General features: G+C 62.1%; 17 protein-coding genes (1 of these 17 only partly in view). 8 read left to right on the top strand and 9 right to left on the bottom strand.

The genetic code is table 11. From position 1 onward, the window contains the following. Nucleotides 1-1,159 carry the 3' portion of a DUF2157 domain-containing protein gene (locus IEV75_RS09995; protein ID WP_188452422.1) on the top strand. Its footprint begins 137 nt before the window's first position, so the window shows 1,159 of its 1,296 coding nt (coding positions 138-1,296); the start codon falls outside the window, past its left edge; the stop codon is at nt 1,157-1,159. Beyond that, the gene (locus IEV75_RS09990) at nt 1,156-1,707 is read left to right on the top strand and encodes a GDYXXLXY domain-containing protein (protein ID WP_188452421.1); all 552 of its coding nucleotides are present in this window, start codon (nt 1,156-1,158) and stop codon (nt 1,705-1,707) included. Before IEV75_RS09995 ends, IEV75_RS09990 begins: the two co-directional genes overlap by 4 nt. Here IEV75_RS09990 and IEV75_RS09985 read toward each other — a convergent pair. Continuing rightward, nucleotides 1,704-2,414 (bottom strand): rhomboid family intramembrane serine protease, encoded by a 711-nt coding sequence (locus IEV75_RS09985; RefSeq protein WP_188452420.1) that lies wholly within the window; start codon nt 2,412-2,414, stop codon nt 1,704-1,706. The genes IEV75_RS09990 and IEV75_RS09985 overlap by 4 nt on opposite strands. A 97-nt stretch (nt 2,415-2,511) precedes the next feature. Between IEV75_RS09985 and hfaA the strand changes: the two genes are divergently transcribed. From hfaA to hfaD, 3 genes are read left to right on the top strand one after another with little or no spacing between them, the layout of a single operon-like run. After that, on the top strand, nt 2,512-3,054 hold the full coding sequence (gene hfaA / locus IEV75_RS09980) for a holdfast anchoring protein HfaA (protein WP_188452419.1): 543 nt from the start codon (nt 2,512-2,514) through the stop codon (nt 3,052-3,054). Between the two features lie 2 nt (nt 3,055-3,056). Then, nucleotides 3,057-4,049: a holdfast anchoring protein HfaB gene (hfaB, locus tag IEV75_RS09975; RefSeq protein WP_188452418.1), complete on the top strand. Its 993-nt coding sequence runs from the start codon at nt 3,057-3,059 to the stop codon at nt 4,047-4,049. Continuing rightward, nucleotides 3,964-5,178, top strand: coding sequence for a holdfast anchor protein HfaD (gene hfaD / locus IEV75_RS09970; RefSeq protein WP_188452417.1), 1,215 nt, complete (start codon nt 3,964-3,966; stop codon nt 5,176-5,178). The genes hfaB and hfaD overlap by 86 nt, the downstream gene beginning before the upstream one ends. Nucleotides 5,179-5,360: 182 nt before the next feature. Here hfaD and IEV75_RS09965 read toward each other — a convergent pair whose 3' ends face one another. Next, nucleotides 5,361-8,111: an NHL repeat-containing protein gene (locus IEV75_RS09965; protein WP_233351824.1), complete on the bottom strand. Its 2,751-nt coding sequence runs from the start codon at nt 8,109-8,111 to the stop codon at nt 5,361-5,363. A gap of 271 nt (nt 8,112-8,382) precedes the next feature. Here IEV75_RS09965 and pseB point away from each other — a divergent pair, with 271 nt between their 5' ends. Then, entirely contained in the window at nt 8,383-9,381 is a 999-nt protein-coding gene (pseB, locus tag IEV75_RS09960; RefSeq protein WP_217979992.1) for a UDP-N-acetylglucosamine 4,6-dehydratase (inverting), read from the top strand. 4 nt (nt 9,382-9,385) lie between these two features. On the opposite strand, the gene pseC is transcribed toward pseB, so the two are convergent. Next, nucleotides 9,386-10,564: a UDP-4-amino-4,6-dideoxy-N-acetyl-beta-L-altrosamine transaminase gene (pseC, locus tag IEV75_RS09955; protein WP_188452415.1), complete on the bottom strand. Its 1,179-nt coding sequence runs from the start codon at nt 10,562-10,564 to the stop codon at nt 9,386-9,388. A 575-nt stretch (nt 10,565-11,139) separates the two neighbouring features. Between pseC and amtB the strand changes: the two genes are divergently transcribed. Both amtB and IEV75_RS09945 read left to right on the top strand, forming a co-directional pair. Next, nucleotides 11,140-12,510, top strand: coding sequence for an ammonium transporter AmtB (gene amtB, locus IEV75_RS09950; RefSeq protein WP_188452414.1), 1,371 nt, complete (start codon nt 11,140-11,142; stop codon nt 12,508-12,510). 325 nt (nt 12,511-12,835) lie between these two features. Continuing rightward, nucleotides 12,836-13,561, top strand: a complete 726-nt coding sequence (locus IEV75_RS09945) for a TorF family putative porin (protein ID WP_188452413.1) — start codon at nt 12,836-12,838, stop codon at nt 13,559-13,561. 77 nt (nt 13,562-13,638) lie between these two features. On the opposite strand, the gene IEV75_RS09940 is transcribed toward IEV75_RS09945, so the two are convergent. The 6 genes from IEV75_RS09940 to flbT all read right to left on the bottom strand — a co-directional run bounded on the left by IEV75_RS09940 (nt 13,639) and on the right by flbT (nt 18,273). After that, complete coding sequence (locus IEV75_RS09940) at nt 13,639-14,472, bottom strand: flagellin (protein WP_188452412.1); 834 nt, start codon at nt 14,470-14,472, stop codon at nt 13,639-13,641. Between the two features lie 205 nt (nt 14,473-14,677). After that, a complete protein-coding gene (locus IEV75_RS09935; RefSeq protein WP_188452411.1) occupies nt 14,678-15,049 on the bottom strand; it encodes a flagellar protein FlaG in 372 nt (123 codons plus the stop codon). A 155-nt stretch (nt 15,050-15,204) separates the two neighbouring features. Continuing rightward, entirely contained in the window at nt 15,205-16,032 is an 828-nt protein-coding gene (locus tag IEV75_RS09930; protein WP_188452410.1) for a flagellin, read from the bottom strand. Between the two features lie 355 nt (nt 16,033-16,387). Next, nucleotides 16,388-17,218, bottom strand: a complete 831-nt coding sequence (locus IEV75_RS09925; RefSeq protein ID WP_188452409.1) for a flagellin — start codon at nt 17,216-17,218, stop codon at nt 16,388-16,390. A gap of 262 nt (nt 17,219-17,480) precedes the next feature. Then, complete coding sequence (gene flaF, locus IEV75_RS09920; RefSeq protein ID WP_188452408.1) at nt 17,481-17,855, bottom strand: flagellar biosynthesis regulator FlaF; 375 nt, start codon at nt 17,853-17,855, stop codon at nt 17,481-17,483. A gap of 7 nt (nt 17,856-17,862) precedes the next feature. Then, nucleotides 17,863-18,273 (bottom strand): flagellar biosynthesis repressor FlbT, encoded by a 411-nt coding sequence (flbT, locus tag IEV75_RS09915; protein ID WP_188452407.1) that lies wholly within the window; start codon nt 18,271-18,273, stop codon nt 17,863-17,865. Nucleotides 18,274-18,390: the final 117 nt, after the last annotated feature.

Here is an 18,390-nt window from a genome sequence, read left to right as displayed (position 1 = left end):
CATACTCGGTGCCGTGCTGCTGGCGCTGGCGGCCCTGTCCTTCGTGGCGGCAAACTGGGCCGGCATGCCCGCGCTGGCGCGGTTCGCACTGATTCTTGGGGCGCTGTGGGCCGCGCTTGGCACCGCGGGTGAAGCCTTCCGGCGGAACAATCCGGCCCTGGGTCACGCCCTGGCCCTTGTGGGCGCGGCATTGTTTGGCGCCGCCATCATGCTTACGGCGCAGACCTTCAATATCAGTGCGTTTCGCAATACGGGCATTCTGGTCTGGGCGCTCGGCGCACTCGCAATCGGCATTACCATACCGTCACGGCCGGCCCTGGCACTTTCAGCCCTGCTTGCGGGAAGCTGGATGGTTCTCGAGACGGTCAATCCCCTGACGCCCCGGATTGTCTGGCTGTTCGTCCCGCTATGGCTGGCGCTTGCAGCGTTCGCGATCAGGTTGGAAAGCCGCCTGACGGCAAACCTTCTGGGAGCCGGACTTCTGGTCTGGCTCTACACCTTCGTGCGCTGGATGGGCGATGCAGGCGACGAGTTCAGCCGCCCGGGCATGTTCATACTGATGGCCCTGATCTGTGCTGCGTCGGCCCTTGCGCTGGCGCTTGCGGAGGAGCGCGGTCTTGCCTTGAGCCGGATCGTGTCGCGCTGGTTGATGACCGGCGCCGTACTCAGCGCCTTCCTTGCCCAGTTTTCCATTGAACGCGCCGGCAGCGGTGCTGTCACCGGCCTTGTCCCGGCAGGACTGGCGTGCGTTGTGATCATAGCGCTTCTTTCGTTTGTGCGCATGCGATCCGGCGCAATGCGTCCGGCAATCGCTGTGACCATTCCTCTTATCGCCGCGGGCGGGCTTTCCCTGGCCCTGGCGCCACATTTCCTGCCAGCGTGGGCGGGCGTACTGGAAGTGCTGGCAGGTATCGCTGTCTTCGCGCTCGCCGCCGCCATGGTGGCCGAAGGCGCGCGCGCCGGGCGCGGCTTTACCGGCGGGCTGGGCCTCGTCCTGTTCATCGCACAGGCCCTGCACGTCTATACAGCGCTGTTTGGCAGCCTGCTGGACACGGCCCTCTTCTTCCTGATCGGTGGCGTGCTGCTCATCGCGATGTCGGTCATCGCGATGCGCCTTCAGCGCCGCAAACTGGCCCGCGCAGCGGAGGCACAGCCATGAACGTGATGATTCGACTGGTTCTCGTTGCAGCTGCGATGACGGCAGTGCTGACGCTGATGGTCATCAACCAGGCCAATGCCCGCGCAGGCGGAACCGAAATACGCCTGTCCATGGAGCCGGTGGACCCGCGCGACCTGCTGCTCGGCCACTATGTGGAACTGGTGACCCCTCTGCAGCGGCTGGAAACCGCACAGCTGCAGGGCGGGAGCGAACACATGTTCGAGCAGGGCGACCGCATATGGGTTGGCCTGGAAACCGGCCCGGACGGCTCCTCCCGGCCCGCATCGGTCCATAACTCACCCCCCAGCGGGCCCCATATCGAGGGCCGGGTGCGCGTTGCCGGCCATGTCAGCGATGAGCCGGGCCAATGGCTGACGGTGCACTACAATATCGAGCGCTATTTCGCCTCGCCCGAGGCTGCGCTGGAACTGGAAAGCTATCGCGACGAGCGCCGCCTGCGCCTGATTGTATCGCTGAGCGATTCGGGCAGTGCCGTCATCCGCGGACTGGAGATCGACGGCGAGGATCATATCGACCGGCTGTTCTAGCCCTGCCTGAACACCCTCACAAAGACCGGGTAGAGCAGCATGCCTGCCAGCAGGCCGCCGACATGGCCGGCCCAGGCAATGGGTATGGAATAGAATATCCCGGCAATACCTATCAGCGCATTGACGAGCAGCCACGGCACGGCAAGACGCAGCATCCCTGCCCGCCCGCCCCCAGCCCACCCGGCGGCAGCAAGCACGCCCGACACCGCCGTTGACGCCCCGACCATGAAGGTCGGCTCATTGACGTGGATGACAGCATGCAGGGCCGCTCCCGCGATGGCACAGGTGAAATAGAAGGCCAGAAATCCCGCTGCAGCGGAAACGCCCCGGCCGAATCCGGCCGCGGCGGCGCTGCCCACTGCCAGCAAGATCCCCATGTTGAGCAGCACGTGCCACCAGCCCGCATGGACGAAGACGTGCAGGACATAGGGGCTGAAGCCCGCCAGCGGCGGCGTTGGCGGCTGCCGGGGCAGCATGTCGGGGGCGGTCACCAATGTACCGGCCCACATGATAAGCCCATGCAGCGAAGGGCTGTTGGCCGCTGCCCAGCTATCAATTCCGTGCAGCGCCAGCGTTAGTGCGCACAAGGCCAGAACCAGCCCCGACACGCCCGGCCCCAGAATCGGCGCCCTCACTGGTCCGCCGCTTGCAGCCTCCGGCCCGGGTGCGGCTGATCTGCCTTCACCATCAGCATCCTGTCCGGTCAATGGCTTTTCCCCTTCAAGGTTCGCCCCGCCCAGCAACTGGCACACGCGTTGCAGCCACCGGGTCCAAGCGTATCCAAACAGGACACTGGAAAAGATTATGCCGCGTTTTGCCAAAGTCACCCTCACCGCCGCAGCACTGGCCATGATTGCCACACCGCTGGCGGCTGCGCAGCAGGCCGGCGACAACTGGAACCAGCCTTATGGCATGGCACGCGGCGACGAGAACCGGCCCTATGCCGGCCAGCGCGGGCGCGGCGCCAATCGCGTGGTGATCAACGGCATCATCCAGACCGGCGTCGGCGTCTCTGCACAAGGCACCGTAACAGGTTCGGCCGGGCTTGGCGGCGGCGTTGGCGGCGGCGGCCAGTACACAGGCTCGTCTGCAACCGCGATCGCCAACCAGCTCAATGTCGTGGTGAACGGCAACTACAACACCGTCGTCGTGAACTCCCGCCAGATCAATAATGGTGACGTCACGGCCAATGCCAGCAGCTCCAGTGCCCAGCCCCGCACGGGTGGCCCGCTGATCTCCAGCGCGGCGCCGTCCGTTACTGGCATGGAATCTGCTGGAAGCACCCTGAACACCTTGCCATCTGCAAACGTGCCTGCCCCCTCATCTGATCCCAATCGGGAGCCCTAGACATGACCCGTATCAAAAGCCTTTTCGTGGCCGCCGCATCGGCTCTTGCCGTATCGGCCTGTGCCACCTCCAATTCCGGCTCTGACGGGCTGTATGCCACACCGACGGGCAATGCGCCGGTGACGGCCAACCCGACCCCCTATTCGCAGGCCCTGGTCTGCCTTTCGGGTCATGCACGCCAGCAGGGCCGTCCGGCGCCGCGCGTCGCGGTCGGGCGTATCGCCGACTATACAGGCCAGCTCGCCCCCGAAGGCGGCACCCGCGTCACGCAAGGTGCCTCGCTTATGGCGATGAGCGCCTTTGCCAAGGCCGGCGCCCGCCTGGTGGAGCGTTTTGATACGTCGGTTGCCGAGCTGGAGCTGCGCTATACCAACAGCCAGCTGATCGGGGACGAGAACGAGCAGCAGGGCTTCCGCCAGATCTATGCCGGCGCCATGCCCGGCTCGGACTATTTCCTCGTCGGAGGCATCACAGAGCTCAATTCCAATATCCGGTCCAACGGCCAGGACCTCTTTGCCGGCGACAGTGTCGATTCCAGCCCGGCGGGTGTCTTCTCGCGGCGTATCTATGTGATGAATGTCGCGCTGGATTTGCGCCTCGTGGACAGCCGCACGCTCGAAGTGGTCGATGTGGTCTCCTATCAGAAACAGATCATCGGCCGCGAGATTTCGGCCGGCATGTTCAGCTTCTTTGGCGATGCGGTGGTCGATCTGTCGGCCGGTGGCCGCTCGCTGGAGCCTGTCCAGCTTGCCGTTCGCGCGGTAATCGAGCGCGCCGTGCTCGAAATGTCTTCCCAGCTCTACGGCGTACCGGCTGAGGCCGTGTGCCAGTTCAATGATCCTATCGGCCCGTCGAATATTACCGGCGGTGTCCAGCTCAATACGGCCTATGCCGGTTCGGAGGCTCCCTATGTCCAGGCTCGCACTGACGTCAATCGCGGTCATGACCGCCGCGATAGCGACATCCGCAGCGTCCTTCGCGGCGTCTATCGATAGGGTAGAGAACGACCAGGCCAACAGCGCCCCGGTCGATGCCACTGTCGAGGTCGACGCCGTCACAACCGAAGTCGCTACTGCCATCGCAACGGCGCAGAGCAATTCCGCGGGCGGCAGCTTTACCAGCGAGTCGGAGGTCACCTCGACGCAGGTAACCAACGGCGCGACCAATGCGACGACGGATATCCAGGCGGACTCTGTCTGGGGGCTGTCGACCGGATTTGCGACCGCTCAAGGCAACGCCCTCACGGTGGACGCTGAAGACGGGCTGGAGATGGACGCCGAGCAGACCGCAGGCGCGGGTGCCAGCGTGTCGGCCCTCTCCGCCCTGCGGCTGAACACCTATGGCGGCAACACCGCGCAGTCGGCCATGGCCAGCGCCAACGCCATAGAGGTGATGGGGTCGGGCGACATGCCGATGAATGTCCGCCAGTCCTCCGAAGCCGATGTCGATGCACGTTCCGAGATCGAGGCTGAAGAGGTGGAGACAGCGCTTGCTACCGCGCAAAGCGCGGGCAACAGCCTGACCGTGACGGGGTACGAGGCCAATATCATTGCGCTCGCCGACCAGGAAAACAGCGGCAATGTACGCTCCACCGTGGATGCGGACATTGCCAATGCCAACTGGGGTGTCACTGCGATGAGCGAGGCTTCGGGCAACACGGCCTCCAGCCAGAATGACTGGGGCTATGGTCATCTGCAGGGCAGCCAGAGCAATTCCGGCGAGGTTCGCGCCACCACGACACTCGCCGTGGGCACGTTCGGCGACGGCCCGGTCGTCGGGTCGTCCCACGCGGTAGGTAACAACGCCCTGGTGTCCAATATCGGGGCGGATGCCTATTCCGGTGTGATGCAGAACAATTCCGGCGCGGTAACGGGCCAGGTCTCGATGCAGCTGGGCACGGGCATGGCCGCCTATGGCACCAGTTCGGCGATCGGCAATGCACAGTCGGCCTATATCTGCGCAACCTGCCCGGTCGGCCTGAATGCCCAGGTAAATCAGGTCAATTCCGGCGCGATCAATTCGATCACCCAGATGCGTGCGAATGGCTATGTCGGCGGCATGACCGGATCGGCAACGGCGGTTGGCAATGTCTCGACCTTCTCCACCATTGGAGGCGGGAACTAGACGAGGTCGTCTAGCTTCACCGCTCCTTTTCCTTCGCTCCTTGGAGACACTTCGCTTGCCCTCAGGATGAGGGAAAAGCACGACCTAAGCCCTGATCCTGAGAAGGCCTGAAATGCAGTCTCGAAGGACGAGGGCTTCAGGCGTGGGTCACCCCGCATGTAGCGAGCGATGACAACAATTCGTTAGAAAAATCCCAATGTTCCCGCCTGCGGGCTGCCTGCCATCAGCCGGTCTAGGCCGGCATTGTAATTGGCCAGCTGGGCCTGAAGATAAGCAGGCACCTGCCCACCCTTCTTGCCGGCGCCCGGTCCTTCGAGAAGCTGTTTGAGTGCGGGATCCTGCGTCAGCTCCCGCCAGGCACGCTGGACCACGCTCATGGCCTCGGTCAGCGCCTCATTGGCAGCAATCGCCCCGTCCCGGCTGGAAATGTCGTAACGGCCGCCAAGCCGCAGCGAGAAGCTGGGCGGCGCGGCAGCGCTTTCATCGCGCGTGCTCTTCCTGGTCAGTGATTTGCCCGTGATCGTGCCCGACGGCAGGCCAAGGCTTTCGAGTGCATTCTGGCCATCGCCACCGGCTTTCAGTTCGACGCTCACCCCGTCGCGCGGCGTGATACGAAGGAACTCCTCCCCCGTGCGGCGCCCGACGGCCGACGTGCCGTTCAGCAGCAGGGCTGCGTTGAGTTTGAAGGTCAGCGAACGCATCGTTTCGTTCGCCTCAATGGTGATTTTCTGCGACCGGCCGCCATTGACCGAGATGAAGAAATGATCTCCGGCGCGTGCGGCGCTGTGAGCGGTGACAACCCGGCTGTCGGCGTAGACGATTTTCCCGCTGGGCAAGCCAAGCTTCGACAGCACAGAATCGCCCTGGGGATCCACGACAATGCCGGCCCCTTGCGAGACACCGCCGCGTCCGGAAACCTGCTGCGTCCACTCATGCGCGCCCGTTGCCGCATCAAAACCGGCCGCGAACGCATTGCGTGTGCCGTTCTGACTGGCGCCGGGCAGTTCGCCATTCGTCGTGCCTGACAGATAGACCTTCCCGCCCGACACCTGAATGCCGGTCGCCAGATCATCAACGCCGGTACCCAGAAAGGTCGTGTAGTCGACCGTGGCGTTTGCTCCGTCAGTGATTTTCACCAGAAAAGCATCGCGGCCGCCTTCATTGGCGGCCAGCGGTGCACTTGGCGCAAACCCCGCACCCGCACCGCCTGTCAGATAGATGGCGCCGTCCTCATCAACCGTCAGAGCCGAGATACGCCCGCCACCCAGCGAGCCCATATCAAGCGTCCAGACCGCGTCACCGGTCCCGTCATAGCCAGGCGCAAACTTGGTCAGCACGGCGCGCCCATCAACTTCGCTGGCGACGAGAAGCCCGCCATCCTGCGCCGTGGCGACGGCCCGGGCGCGTTCAATGCCGGCGCTTGCCTCCACGCCGCGCGTATAGAGGACCGTGCCATCTGCACCGATAGCGCGGACATAATCGTCCAGACTGCCCTGATTGGCCGTCCCGCCGAAACTGCCGCGCGCTTCGCCGGCGACGAAAATCGTGCCGTCATCGCCAATCGTCACGGCGTTGGCACGGTCATCACCGGCTGCACCAAAGCGCTGCGCCCATTGCTCCACGCCGTCTGCGTTAAACTTCACGACGAGGGAGTCCTCGCCGCCCAGATCATTCGTGCCGCCAAGGCCGCCCCTTACCGAGCCCGCAACGACGATATTGCCGGAACTGTCGACCGCCAGTGCTGCGCCATTGGCCTCACCCGCTGCACCCAGAACGCGGCTCCAGACTTCCTTGCCATTGGAATCGTAGCGCATCAGCACAAGGTCGGACTCGCCCTTTATGTCCTGCCCGCTGACACCCGAACTGGTTCGTCCGGCCACATAGATGCCGCCGTCCGGCGCCCGTGTGATGGCGTCAATGGTCAGCGGATTGGCAGCCGTTGAGCTGCGCGTTTCGCCGCCCGGCACCGGCACTTCGGTAACCGTGCCGTTAGCTTCTATCCGCTGAGCAAACTGGACCGCCGGTGTGCCATCCAGCCCGATCAGCTTTGAAAGCTGGCCTGCCGCACTGTCGCCAGTCCCGGTAACGCCTGCCATGTAGATGGCCGGCCTGCCCTGCGGTGCAGAAAACGACACCTGTTCAGTCAGTACGCCATTGATGCGAAGTGCCCAGTCATTGGCTGTCACGATGCCCGCCGGACCGACCTCGCCCACACGCACAGCAGAGAAGCGCGTGACAACCTCCTGCTCTTCCAGCTTCGAATTGATGAAGCTGGTGACATTGCCCATCGTGCGGGGCGTCGCGCCCATCTCACTGAGGTCAATGGCGACATTGATGTCGCCGCCATTCTTGCGCACCGAGACCGTAAACTGGACATCGCCCTGAAAGGCAGAGGCCTCCTGGTCGGCTGGCCCCTTGTGGATGATGGCAGTGGTGTATTCGCTGATGCCTCGCCGGACCGCGACTTCGCTTTCCGCCTTGGTAAGCGCGGTGTTTTTCAGAACCGAAATCTCATCGAGCCTCAGCCCCGAAAAGAACTCATCCATCTGGCCGAGCCCTTCCTGGAAACGCCGGTTCCAGAAGGCAAGATCGGTGGCGCTGGCACCGCGCTCGGTTCCGGCAGCGGCCAGCGATTGCAGGGCACGAAGCCCAGTGAACATCGCGTAGAGCTTTTTCTCGTCCTGGCTGACATTCAGCTTTGAGAACGCGCTGGCATCGGAATCAAAGAAGCGGCCATTGGCCAGAACCGAGCGGCGTACCGCGTCCAGCGCTGTCACCTCGCCACGCGGATCCCAGGGCGGCAGCACGCTCTTGTCGCGCGTGGAGCCCAGTGTCTGCTGTGCGGGCGCGCGCGTGTTCGCTGCCGCGTTGCGCGCAGCATTCTGTGCGGAAAACCACGCACCCAGAACATCGCCTGACAGGCCGGTAATCACTTGGCGCTCCAGCGGACAGAATAATCCGCCATCCAGTCTCGCCTGCCATCACCAACAAAAGGTTAGCCAGGTGCGCATCAGCTCGTGCGTCGTCAACCAAGGCTAAGACAGTGTTAACGGCTGGGCGCGGAAGATTAACGCACGACTTGTGATTCGATGATTGCCCTTGCGAGGACAGATGAGCGCCATAGCGTCCAAAGCCGCCGTTCCGGCCGTCTCCAAAGGCGGTGTGGAGCCGGTGTTTCTTGGACGGGACTTCCGGTCTCCACGCATGAACCTCGACGGCAAGACCGTACTGATCACGGGCGGCACCGGCTCGTTTGGCCACCATTTCGTGCGCACGGTGATTGAGGAGTTTACGCCGAAAAAGCTCATCATCTTTTCGCGCGACGAGCTCAAGCAATACGAGATGGCGCAGCTTTTCCCGCCCGCGCAATATCCCTTCATGCGGTATTTCATTGGCGATGTGCGCGATGAGGGCCGGCTGGACATGGCCATGCGCGGCGTCGATGTCGTCGTTCACGCGGCCGCGCTGAAACACGTGCCGATCGCCGAGTACAATCCGTTTGAATGCATCCGTACCAATGTGTTCGGCGCCGAGAATGTGGTGCGCGCCGCCATCAAGCGCGGTGTGAAACATGTCTGCGCCCTGTCTACCGACAAGGCCGCCAATCCGATTAATCTCTATGGCGCCTCGAAACTGGCATCCGACAAGATTTTCAGCGCCGCACAGAATATCTCCGGCGAGGACGGGCCGGTATTCTCCGTCGTGCGCTATGGCAATGTGGTGGGGTCACGCGGCTCTGTCGTGCCCTTCTTCAACAAGCTGATTGCCGAAGGTGCCGACCATCTGCCGATCACCGACGCGCGCATGACACGCTTCTGGATCACGCTCACCCAGGGCGTGAACTTCGTGCTCTCATCGCTGACGATGGCGAAGGGCGGAGAGATCTTCGTGCCCAAAATCCCCTCCATGCGCACAACAGACCTCGCCCGCACACTCGCGCCCGGGCTGCCGCACAAGATCGTTGGCATCCGCCCCGGCGAGAAGCTGCATGAGATCATGGTGCCTGAGGACGATGCCCGCTCAACGGTCGAACTGGAGGACCGCTATGTCATCGTTCCAGCCCAGCGCACCGCGCTGATGGCACAATGGCTCGAAGCGGGCGCAGCGGCGCCTGACGGTTTCTCCTACGCCTCCGACAGCAATCCTGAACGTCTGGACGCACGCGCGCTGCAATCCCTGCTGGGGCAGGCGTTCGGGGAATAGCCGCCTACGCCAGCACCTCAGCCAGCGCCCCGCAAACGCGCTCCACGTCCCGCCTCTCCATCCGCGTGAAGAGCGGCAGCGACAGTGTCTGCGCATAATGCGCCTCGGCGCCGGGCAGACTCTGACGGCCATAGCGCTGAACATAATAGGGCTGGGTGTGGACCGGGATGTAGTGGACCTGTGTGCCGATACCGCGTGCCTTCAAGGCATTCATCACTTCAGCGCGCGTTCGCCCGGCGGCAGCAAAATCGATTCGCACATTCAACAGATGCCGGCAGGGATCACTTCCAGCCGGATCAGCGGGCAGCGATACCAGCGGCGCCAGTTCCTGAAGCTGCTCCCTGTAAGCCGCCGTCAGCGCGCGCCTTCTGGCGGCGAAGGCTGGCATGCGGGCAAGCTGCGCCCTTCCAAGCGCGGCATTGATATCGGGCAGGCGGTAATTCCAGCCCAGGGACGCCATCTCGTGATACCAGGGCTCGCCTGCACCCTCGGCACGGGCAAACCGTGCCGGATCACGCTCAATGCCATGGCTGCGCTGGCGCACCATGCGCGCTGCGAGATCAGGATTGCTCGTGGTCACCATCCCGCCCTCGCCTGTAGTCAGGGATTTGACCGGATGGAAGGAAAAGGTCGCGGCATCGCCATGCCGGCAAGCGCCGACCATCGCGCCGGACGCTTCGCGCGAGCCGATGGCATGGCAGCTGTCCTCAACGACCACCAGACCATGCTGACGTGCGAGTTCCGCAATTTGCGGCATGTCACACGGCACGCCGGCCAGATGCACGGGCAGCACGGCCTTCGCCTTGCCCCCTGCCCGGTCCAGCGCTTCAGCGAAGGTTTCAGGCGTGAGCAGGCCCGAATGTCTGTGGACATCGGCAAACACGATATCCGCGCCGCAATAGCGCGCAGCATTGGCCGTCGCCATGAAGGTGATGGCGGGCACAATGCATACATCGCCCTCACCCACGCCCAGCGCATCGAGCGCAAGATGCAGCGCCGTCGTGCCATTGGAGCAGGCCACGGCGTGAGCAGCGCCGGTGAAGACCGCGAACTCCGCCTCGAAAGCGGGGATTTCCGGTCCCGTCGTCAGAAAGTCCGATTGCAGTGCCCGCACCACTGCTGCGATGTCCTCATCATCAATATCCTGACGCCCGTAGGCGAGGAAATCGGCCTCGTCAGCCATTGGTAAGCTCCATGATGCACATCGTGTTGCAGGCCAGCATGACGTGAGTCGCGTTTTCGCCAGTCTCCGCCCTGATTGCGGGCAGGCGCGCTCTTTTCAAGAGCACAATCGGCAAAACAGGCATTGAGCGTGGCATTTCCCGGAGTCCAGATTGACTCCAGCATCACCATGCCACGCGATGTTCATGCGGTTCTGGTGATCCGCATTTGCAGAAAACTTGAGGCCGTGTTCTCACGGCCTCATTTCCTGTGCCTGATCACCATTCAACTTACCTGATATTACCGCCATATAAATGCAGAGACATTTTTGTCACATTCTGCTGCATCGCAACGAAATCGGTTTAAATAATGTTGCGGCGCGTCATTCCTTGCGCAAGGCTATTGTGACAAAGCGCGGCGTCAGACCAGCGCAAAGCTCTGCAATGCGACCCCGCCAGCCCCGCACCACGAAGCGGAGGAGACGGCGCAATGCACACATCTTCAGCATCCGGCTGCGACGGCGCGGCCGGAGCCCGGTCAACCTCCTCTGCTTGCTCGCCGGCCTTCGGCTCAAGAACACACAACAGGGGATTATCCATGCATTCAGATCAGTCTGGCGCGCCGCAGCGCGCGCGCCCGCTTGCCTGGGGCGGCGCTCTGGCGCTTGGCGGTGCGATAGCGTTCACCGCGCCCGCAGCGGCACAGGTTACCGACGACACCGCCTATATCTTCAACACCCTCCTCTTTCTGATTGGCGGCTTTCTCGTGATGTGGATGGCAGCCGGCTTTGCCATGCTCGAAGCAGGCTCGGTCCGGGGCAAACATGCCGCAGCGATATGCCTGAAAAACATCGGGCTTTATTCCATCGCCGGCATCATGTTCTACGCTGTTGGCTACAATCTCATGTATCTGGGTGTTGACCAGAGCGGCGGATATTTCGGCCTGCCAATGCCGTGGTCACCAGGCGAGCTGACGGGCGATGAGGTAATCGACGTCACCGAAAACGGCTACTCGACCGCTTCGGACTGGTTCTTCCAGATGGTGTTTGTAGCCACCACCGCCTCCATCGTGTCTGGCGCCGTGGCAGAGCGCATCCGCATAGGGGCGTTTTTCCTGTTTGTTGTGGTGCTGACGGCGGTGATCTACCCCATCCAGGGCGCCTGGACTTGGGGCGAAGGTTGGCTGGATGCCGCGGGCTTCTCCGACTTTGCAGGCTCGACGATCGTTCACTCGGTCGGGGGCTGGGCTGCACTGGCCGGCATCATACTGCTTGGCGCGCGCACAGGGCGCTTTGTGGACGGCAAGGCGGTTCCGATGCACGGATCCAGCCTGCCATTGGCCACGCTGGGCACCTTCGTGCTCTGGTTTGGCTGGTTCGGCTTTAATGGCGCGTCCCAGCTTGCCATGGGATCGGTCGCAGATGTCACGGCGATCTCGCAGATTTTTGCCAACACCAACATGGCCGCCGCCGGCGGTGTTATCGCGACCTATCTGCTGACCCTCGCACTGGGCAGGGGCAAGGCCAATCTGGGTGCCGTGCTGAATGGTGCTCTGGCAGGCCTGGTTTCGATCACGGCAGAGCCGCTCACACCGACCATCGGACAGGCGATACTGTTTGGCGCGATTGGCGGCGTTATCGCCACGTTCGGCGCAATTCTCCTGGAAAAATTACGGCTTGACGATGTGGTCGGCGCAATCCCGGTTCACCTGTTCGCCGGCATCTGGGGCACGATGATCGTGCCGCTGACCAATCCGGACGCCAGCTTTGTCACCCAGGCGATCGGCGTCGGTGCCATCGGCGCGTTCGTGTTCGTAACGAGCTTTGTTGCCTTCCTGGTTCTTAAAATCACGGTCGGCATCCGCCTGAAGCCCGACGAGGAAACCGTGGGCGGCGATTACACCGAGCTGGGCCACAGCGCCTATCCGGAGTTCTTGCCGGGAAAGGACAAAGCCCCGGCTACCAGCTGACGCCAATGGCGGACCGGGCGGGCCACGCGCCCGTCCGGCCGCCCTTCAACGGTCAGCCCGGGGCAGGACAGCCTGTGCCAGCATCTGCCTCATCCTCGCTTTTCAAGCCTGCGAGCCAGTCTCGCAAGCGGGGCCAGAGAGAGCGTCCGGCAAAACGGCAACGCCTGTTCCAGCTGACCATTCTCGACCTCACCGCTTCCTCGCCAGCGCTGAAAGCCTGGCCGGTTCCGGCGCGGTCCCGGACGCGCGCGAGCGTCAAAGCCCGCACGCCTTATCGAAACGGCCGGACGCAGACCGGCCGGCAACACACCAAAGGGGATTAGACATGAAATATCTCAGCACCTTGCATCACCGCGCATACAGCCTTGCTGCGCTTCTGGCCTTGTCGGCCTCACCGCTGGCGCTCGCACCAGGCGCCCAGGCACAGGAACCCGTCGCCATCGAGGCCAATGTGGCTCTCGTCAGCGACTACCGCTTCCGCGGCGTGTCCCTGTCCGACCGTACCATCGCCATACAGGGCGGGTTCGATGTGAACTTCTCAAGCGGCTTCTATGTCGGCACCTGGGCCTCGAGTATCGAACCGGTGGGCAATTCCGAGATCGAGCTCGACCTGTACGCCGGCTACGGCTTTGAGGCCGGTGGCTTGGCCTTCGATATCGGCGCACTGGTCTACACCTACCCCGGCGCAACCGATGTGCACTATCTGGAACTCTACGGCTCCGCCGGGTTCACCACCGGCGCGCTGGAGTCCACGCTTGGCCTCGCCTACGCGCCCGAGCAGGACAATATCGGCGGGGATGACAATCTCTATGTCTACTACGAGGCCGCCTACCCGCTGGGTGATAGCGGGCTCAGCCTGACCGGGGGCATCGGATATGAAACCGGGGCGTTCGGCGATCCCGATGGCGATGGCGATGACAAATGGAACTGGTCGCTCGGTATCGGCTGGACCGCGCTCGGCGTGGACTGGTCACTCTCCTATGTGGACACATCGGAAAGCTTTGACGAAGGCGATGCCACAGCGGTGCTGATGATCTCCAAGTCCTTCTAGCCGGCCGGAAGGCCATAAATGCGAAGGGCGCAGCTGCGAGGCTGCGCCCTTTATTCGTCCCCCTCGGACGAAATATCCTATCGGCCAAAGAGCGACAGGATGATCTGCGGTTCGGAGTTGGCGATAGACAGGGCCTGAACGCCGAGCTGCTGCTTTACCTGCAAGGCCGTGAGCTGCGCGCTCTCTTTCGCAAGATCGGCATCAACCAGATTGCCGACGCCAGCTGTAAGGCTGTCACTGAGCTTTCCGATGAAGGTTCGGTGCGCCTCCATCTTTTTCAGGTCGGAGCCAAGCCGGGCCAGCGCGGCGTTAACATTGTCGAGGCTCGCATTAACGAAAGACACTGCGCTTGCCGCCAGCGTCACCGTCCCAAGGCTCGCCGTTCCCGACAGGGTGATGATCGTGCCGGAGAAACTCATATCCTGCGTGTTCAATGTGACAGAGCGGGCCGCATCGGCATCTGCCAGGAAGGCGATTCCGCCGCTGATGGAGCCGTTGAGCATGTTGGCGCCGTCAAAGTCGGCATTCTGCAGGATGACCTGGATCTGATTGATCAGAGCCTTGAAATCACTGTCATAGGCGGCGCGCGAAAAGCTGTCGATGGAGGCGTCCATCGCCGCCGTGGCCTTTTCGCGCATCTCGATGAGAAGGTCCGAGATCGCCTCGCCAGCCGCTATCGCCACATCACCAATCGACACCGCCCGGTCCAGCGATGTCTTGACCGATCCCAGCGCGCCGATATCGGCCCGCATCGACTGGGCCACGGCGAAAACGGACGAATTGTCCTTTGCGCCGGCAATCTTCAGGCCGGTATTGATGCGGTTCTGGGTGGCCTGCAGATCCAGATTGGTCTTGTTCAGGTTCTGCAATGCAAGCATCGCGGATACATTTGTCTGGACGGTTAGCGCCATCTGTCTTCTCCCAGAATCCTGCCGCCTTTTGGCAGCCCTTCGCATCACGCAGAGCAAGAGCGGGGCCATCAGGGTTAATTCAGGATTATACAGGTAAATTCAGATGGTTAGGAAAACGAACGACGCCTCCGCTTGGCAGCGGAGGCGGCATAAGGGCAAAAACTCCCCGTCTGAACCGGTCAAAATCTGCCGGGCGCGGAGCGTGTCAGGCTGTTTCGTTGACAAGCCTGCCCGTCTCGCTTTGCAGAAAGGAGAGGAGGTCTCCGAAACTTTCCGGCGGCCAGCGCCGGAGTGTTTCCCCGGTTTCCGGGTCCATCAGCTTGTAGATGAAACGGCCGCCATCTTCCTCGCGCTCGATTTGAAGGCGCGTACGGCCATTGGCACTGAGCTCGGCGCGCATCCGCTCTATGGCCTCACTTTGGCGCAGCGTGTCGCGGCTGTCAGAATTGGCTTGGCGTGTGCCCGGCTCCACCGGGGGAACCCGATTGGTTCCGGCGCTCGCGGGCGCCTCACTCATCGCAATGCCGGACACCGGCACAACAAGCTCTCGCCCTGGTATGGGAACTATCGCGTTCATATTGTCACCTGGCTGGCGTTCATCATCCCGAACGCCCCCACTTCCCCTTAAAATCCGATCCCTCTCAACGCCCGAAGGGCTTCAGTCCCGTTGAAAAAGAAAGCGGCGGAGGCAGAACCCCACGTAATGCCCCCGCCACTCTCCCCACCACTAACCTAGCGGAAGAAGCCCAGCACCGTAGACGGTGCCGAGTTGGCGATCGACAGCGCCTGGATGCCAAGCTGCTGCTTGACCTGCAGGGACTGCAGACGCGCCGACTCCTTCGCGAGATCGGCGTCAACCAGGTTGCCGATACCTTTTTCAAGGCTGTCGGACAGCTTGCTGACGAACGTCTTGTGGATTTCGAGCGACTTCGAACCCGTACCCAGACGCGACAGCGCCGAGTTCAGGTTGGTCAGGGCCGACTCGATGGCCGTCACCGCAGCAGCCGCGTCGGACTGCGTGGCGATGTCCGTACCACTGGACAGGCCGAGAATGGTGCCGGACAGCGACATGTCCTCGTCGGCAACGTTGATCGTATTGGTCCCTTTGGCGTTGGCCAGAGCCGAAATACCGCCAGAAGACGAACCGTCGATCAGGTTGGTACCGTTGAACTCGGCATTCTCGACAATCGTCGAGATCTGGTCACGCAGCGCCTTGAAGTCTTCGTCCAGAGCGGTGCGCGACGCACTGTCGAGCGACACGTCCGAAGCGGCCAGCGCCTTTTCCTTCATCTCGATCAGCAGATCGGAGATGGCGTCGCCGGCGGCCAGAGCCACGTCGACAGTGGAAACAGCAAGATCGAGGGAGTTCGTTACGGCACGCAGGCCGCCAACTTCCGCCCGCATGTTCTGGGCGATGGCGTAGATACCGCCATTGTCCTTTGCAGACGATACCGCAAGACCGGTATTGATCCGGTTCTGGACGGTCTGAAGCTGGGAGTTGGTTTTGTTGAGGTTTTGCAGGGCGACCATTGCGCCCGCATTGGTATTTACACTAGCCATTTCTTGGCCCCTTTCACGTTCTATGGTGTGACGCGCGTTTTGCGTGCCAGGTCTTCTGACCCGGAAGTCCCCCAGCAAGGGCGGGGCCAAGTCGAACCACTCTGTCCAGGAAATTTGATTTACAACGTGATTACAATATGTTGGGCAGCACACTGAAATTGGCACATGAATTGCGTTCGGCAATTTTTGCCGGTTCGAGGCCCAGGCATGCGGCAGAAATTGCCTGCCCGGCACTTATTGCCGGTTACCGAATCACTAATTTCCATTGAAATTCAAACAAATGCTAACAGAATCTTAATGCGCGGCGGAGCCAGAAAAAGGGGCCGTCCCGAGGGACGGCCCTGCCATTCTGCTCCTAACGGAAGAAGCTGAGTACGGATTGCGGCGCGGAATTCGCAATCGACAGCGCCTGGATGCCAAGCTGCTGCTTGACCTGCAGGGACTGCAATTTGGCGGATTCCTTTGCCATGTCCGCATCGACAAGATTGCCGATACCGCTTTCCAGAGCGTCAGAAAGTTTTGTGACGAACGTCTGATGGATCTCCAGTGCCTTTGACTTGGTGCCCAGACGCGCAAGCGCGCTGTTCACGTTCTCCAGCGAGGTGGCGATCTGCGAGGCGATACCCGAAGCGGCGCTTGCCGTGTCGAACGATGCCGTCGAAGTCAGCGTCACGATGGTGCCGGACAGAGAAAGGTTCTCCGTCCCGACCGTGATCGTCTTCGATCCGTCTGCGTTCGCCAGGGCAATAAACCCGTCCGTTGCACTGCCATCGATCAGGTTGAGGCCATTGAACTCGGCATTCTCGACAATTGTCGCGATCTGGTCGCGCAATGCCTTGAAGTCCTCGTTCAGGGCGACGCGGCTTGGCGTGTCGAGCGACGTGTCGCCGGCCGCCAGAGCCTTTTCCTTCATCTCGATGAGCAGATCTGAAATCGCCTCACCCGCGGCCAGGGTGACATCAGTCGTGGAAATGCCGCGGTTCAGACTATCCTGGACAACACCATACGCACTGACATCCGACCGCATACGCTGGGCAATGGCGTAAATGCCGCCATTATCCTTCGCGTTTGCGACCTGCAGACCGGTATTGATCCGGTTTTGCGTGGTTTGCAGTTGCATATTGGTCTTGTTCAGGTTCTGCAGGGCCACCATGGCCCCGTAGTTCGTGTTCACAGAGTTGGTCATTGTGGGGTTCCTCCATTCTGGAAGTGGGTAACGGACGTTTTGTCCTGCTGCCCCCGGCGCAAACCCCGTGCCGCTTCTGACCATCACAGCATGCCCGCAGGCATCTGATTTCTATGGAGAATTATTCAGGCCGGCAGAAAGCGGCCTGTGCCCGGTCAAAAATGCCGGACGCAATCGGCCATACCGGCAATTTGCGCCGCCCACGCGGCACAAAAAAAGCCGGGCGAAGCCCGGCCTTTCCCGCGCGCATGCTGGCACGGTGTCACGCCGCGCTGGCGGCGCCCTGCCCCTGAGGCGCAAGCCCCTGCATGATTGTGCGGTTGATCTCGATGAGCGTGTCTACCGCGTCATTATCGCGGATGGCCTCACTGGTCTGGCGCGACACAAAGATCGACAGCGAGATGATCGCGGCCCGCAACGATTCCGGCAGCTTGTTGTCATCGCTCGAGCAGTCGGCGGCAAAAGCCGTCCACATGCGCCGGTTCCAGTCCAGCGCATCAGCCCTTTTTGACAGCTCCGATGCCCCGCATTCGCGGGCCGCCAGCAGGGCGCGCGTTACCTGACCAAAAAGCCGGTATTCGGCCGAACGCGGATCTTCGGTGCGCGCTGCAGTCGTCTGATAGGCCTGATAGGACATGAATCGGCTAACCCTTGGCGGCGGCCGGAGCCCGGCCCGTGCGTTGATCTTCGTAATTGATGAGCTTGCGGCAGCGTATCAGCGCCTTGTAGAAATCACCGGCCATCACGTCGCGGCTGACCGATACGCAGTCTGCCAGCACTTCAGGATTGGTCAGGGCCCCCATGAACTCCGTCATGCGCAGGACAAACTGGTCATAGACAGCGCCCTCGGCCCGCCCTTCCAGATACATCATCATGACTGGGAAATAGATGCGGCGCGCCGGACTGTCGGCCTCATGCTCCTGCATGATGTCCTTCTCGCGCAACACCGACGCCTTGTTCTGAAGGACCAGCGTCGCGCGCCGGTCACCATTCTCGACGACAGCGCCATTGAGCACGAATTTTTCGCCCGGTTTCAGCGACAGCTTGAGCGGCATGGATTGGCCCCCTTACAGATCATGCAGATGCGCATCGCCTGTTGATAGCAATGTTCGGAAAACGGGGTGAAGAAACCGTTGCTCACGCCACACAAACTGCACATCGCCAATCGTTAG

This window comes from Glycocaulis albus (genome assembly GCF_014639075.1).
GTDB classification, from domain to species: Bacteria; Pseudomonadota; Alphaproteobacteria; order Caulobacterales; family Maricaulaceae; genus Glycocaulis; species Glycocaulis albus.
The sequence above is the reverse complement of the archived record's forward strand: the minus strand, read 5'-3'. Positions and strand labels throughout refer to the sequence as shown.